The following is a 3,450-nucleotide window of genomic DNA, read 5'->3' as shown; positions in this document are numbered from 1 at the left end:
ACCTGCGGCTGGATCACCTCCTTAATCGACGACATCAGCTGCTCCATAAGTTCCCACACGAATTGCTTGATTCATTGTAGAAGACGATAACTGCAGAGTTGATCTGCGGTTTGTCTGTCGTAAAGCTTAGAAATGAGCATTCCATCAGATGGTGGTGAATGTTGATTTCTGATCTTTTGATTAGATCGTTCTTTAAAAATTTGGGTATGTAATAGAAAGTTAGACTGAATAGCACTTTCACTGGTGTTTATTCAGGCTAAGGTAAAATTTGTGATTGAAAGCAAATTTTCGGCGAATGTCGTCTTCATAGTATAACCAGATTGCTTGGGGTTATATGGTCAAGTGAAGAAGCGCATACGGTGGATGCCTTGGCAGTCAGAGGCGATGAAAGACGTGGTAGCCTGCGAAAAGCTTCGGGGAGTCGGCAAACAGACTTTGATCCGGAGATGTCTGAATGGGGGAACCCACCTAACATAAGTTAGGTATCTTAAGCTGAATACATAGGCTTAAGAAGCGAACCAGGGGAACTGAAACATCTAAGTACCCTGAGGAAAAGAAATCAACCGAGATTCCCTTAGTAGTGGCGAGCGAACGGGGACCAGCCCTTAAGCTGTATTGATGTTAGCGGAACGCTCTGGAAAGTGCGGCCATAGTGGGTGATAGCCCTGTACGCGAAAACATCTTTGCAGTGAAATCGAGTAGGACGGAGCACGAGAAACTTTGTCTGAATATGGGGGGACCATCCTCCAAGGCTAAATACTACTGACTGACCGATAGTGAACTAGTACCGTGAGGGAAAGGCGAAAAGAACCCCGGAGAGGGGAGTGAAATAGATCCTGAAACCGTATGCGTACAAGCAGTGGGAGCCTACTTTGTTGGGTGACTGCGTACCTTTTGTATAATGGGTCAGCGACTTATTTTCAGTGGCAAGCTTAACCGAATAGGGGAGGCGTAGCGAAAGCGAGTCTTAATAGGGCGTCTAGTCGCTGGGAATAGACCCGAAACCGGGCGATCTATCCATGGGCAGGTTGAAGGTTGGGTAACACTAACTGGAGGACCGAACCGACTACCGTTGAAAAGTTAGCGGATGACCTGTGGATCGGAGTGAAAGGCTAATCAAGCTCGGAGATAGCTGGTTCTCCTCGAAAGCTATTTAGGTAGCGCCTCATGTATCACTGTAGGGGGTAGAGCACTGTTTCGGCTAGGGGGTCATCCCGACTTACCAAACCGATGCAAACTCCGAATACCTACAAGTGCCGAGCATGGGAGACACACGGCGGGTGCTAACGTCCGTCGTGAAAAGGGAAACAACCCAGACCGTCAGCTAAGGTCCCAAAGTTATGGTTAAGTGGGAAACGATGTGGGAAGGCTTAGACAGCTAGGAGGTTGGCTTAGAAGCAGCCACCCTTTAAAGAAAGCGTAATAGCTCACTAGTCGAGTCGGCCTGCGCGGAAGATTTAACGGGGCTCAAACCATACACCGAAGCTACGGGTATCATCTTAGGATGATGCGGTAGAGGAGCGTTCTGTAAGCCTGTGAAGGTGAGTTGAGAAGCTTGCTGGAGGTATCAGAAGTGCGAATGCTGACATGAGTAACGATAATGGGTGTGAAAAACACCCACGCCGAAAGACCAAGGTTTCCTGCGCAACGTTAATCGACGCAGGGTTAGTCGGTCCCTAAGGCGAGGCTGAAAAGCGTAGTCGATGGAAAACAGGTTAATATTCCTGTACTTCTGGTTATTGCGATGGAGGGACGGAGAAGGCTAGGCCAGCTTGGCGTTGGTTGTCCAAGTTTAAGGTGGTAGGCTGGAATCTTAGGTAAATCCGGGATTCTAAGGCCGAGAGCTGATGACGAGTGTTCTTTTAGAACACGAAGTGGTTGATGCCATGCTTCCAAGAAAAGCTTCTAAGCTTCAGGTAACCAGGAACCGTACCCCAAACCGACACAGGTGGTTGGGTAGAGAATACCAAGGCGCTTGAGAGAACTCGGGTGAAGGAACTAGGCAAAATGGCACCGTAACTTCGGGAGAAGGTGCGCCGGTGGAGGTGAAGCATTTACTGCGTAAGCCCCTGCCGGTCGAAGATACCAGGCCGCTGCGACTGTTTATTAAAAACACAGCACTCTGCAAACACGAAAGTGGACGTATAGGGTGTGACGCCTGCCCGGTGCCGGAAGGTTAATTGATGGGGTTAGCTAACGCGAAGCTCTTGATCGAAGCCCCGGTAAACGGCGGCCGTAACTATAACGGTCCTAAGGTAGCGAAATTCCTTGTCGGGTAAGTTCCGACCTGCACGAATGGCGTAACGATGGCGGCGCTGTCTCCACCCGAGACTCAGTGAAATTGAAATCGCTGTGAAGATGCAGTGTATCCGCGGCTAGACGGAAAGACCCCGTGAACCTTTACTATAGCTTTGCACTGGACTTTGAATTTGCTTGTGTAGGATAGGTGGGAGGCTTTGAAGCGTGAACGCCAGTTTGCGTGGAGCCAACCTTGAAATACCACCCTGGCAACTTTGAGGTTCTAACTCAGGTCCGTTATCCGGATCGAGGACAGTGTATGGTGGGTAGTTTGACTGGGGCGGTCTCCTCCTAAAGAGTAACGGAGGAGTACGAAGGTGCGCTCAGACCGGTCGGAAATCGGTCGTAGAGTATAAAGGCAAAAGCGCGCTTGACTGCGAGACAGACACGTCGAGCAGGTACGAAAGTAGGTCTTAGTGATCCGGTGGTTCTGTATGGAAGGGCCATCGCTCAACGGATAAAAGGTACTCCGGGGATAACAGGCTGATACCGCCCAAGAGTTCATATCGACGGCGGTGTTTGGCACCTCGATGTCGGCTCATCACATCCTGGGGCTGAAGCCGGTCCCAAGGGTATGGCTGTTCGCCATTTAAAGTGGTACGCGAGCTGGGTTTAGAACGTCGTGAGACAGTTCGGTCCCTATCTGCCGTGGACGTTTGAGATTTGAGAGGGGCTGCTCCTAGTACGAGAGGACCGGAGTGGACGAACCTCTGGTGTTCCGGTTGTCACGCCAGTGGCATTGCCGGGTAGCTATGTTCGGGAAAGATAACCGCTGAAAGCATCTAAGCGGGAAACTTGCCTCAAGATGAGATCTCACTGGAACCTTGAGTTCCCTAAAGGGCCGTCGAAGACTACGACGTTGATAGGTTGGGTGTGTAAGCGCTGTGAGGCGTTGAGCTAACCAATACTAATTGCCCGTGAGGCTTGACCATATAACACCCAAGCAATTTGCTTAGAAGCGAATTGCGGTGTGTGAAGACGATACAAACCGAAAGTTTGCGGTTCACAAAACACCAAATTCTATTACATACCCATTCGCTGGAGCGTAAACCGAAAGGTAAACGATCTGGCTACCGAATTTCTTGACGACCATAGAGCATTGGAACCACCTGATCCCATCCCGAACTCAGTAGTGAAACGATGCATCGCCGA

Annotated in this window: 2 rRNA genes; both read left to right on the top strand. The window is 50.0% G+C overall.

What is annotated here, in order from left to right:
* Positions 1–336: 336 nt before the first annotated feature.
* Positions 337–3,230: ribosomal RNA gene (locus tag CJU81_RS23385) — 23S ribosomal RNA — on the top strand.
* Between the two features lie 149 nt (positions 3,231–3,379).
* A 5S ribosomal RNA gene (gene rrf, locus CJU81_RS23380) occupies positions 3,380–3,450 on the top strand; the annotation flags it as partial.

Origin of the sequence: Pseudomonas fragi, from assembly GCF_002269505.1 — a bacterium.
Taxonomy (GTDB): Bacteria; Pseudomonadota; Gammaproteobacteria; order Pseudomonadales; family Pseudomonadaceae; genus Aquipseudomonas; species Aquipseudomonas fragi_D.
This window is presented reverse-complemented; position numbering and strand designations above follow the sequence as displayed.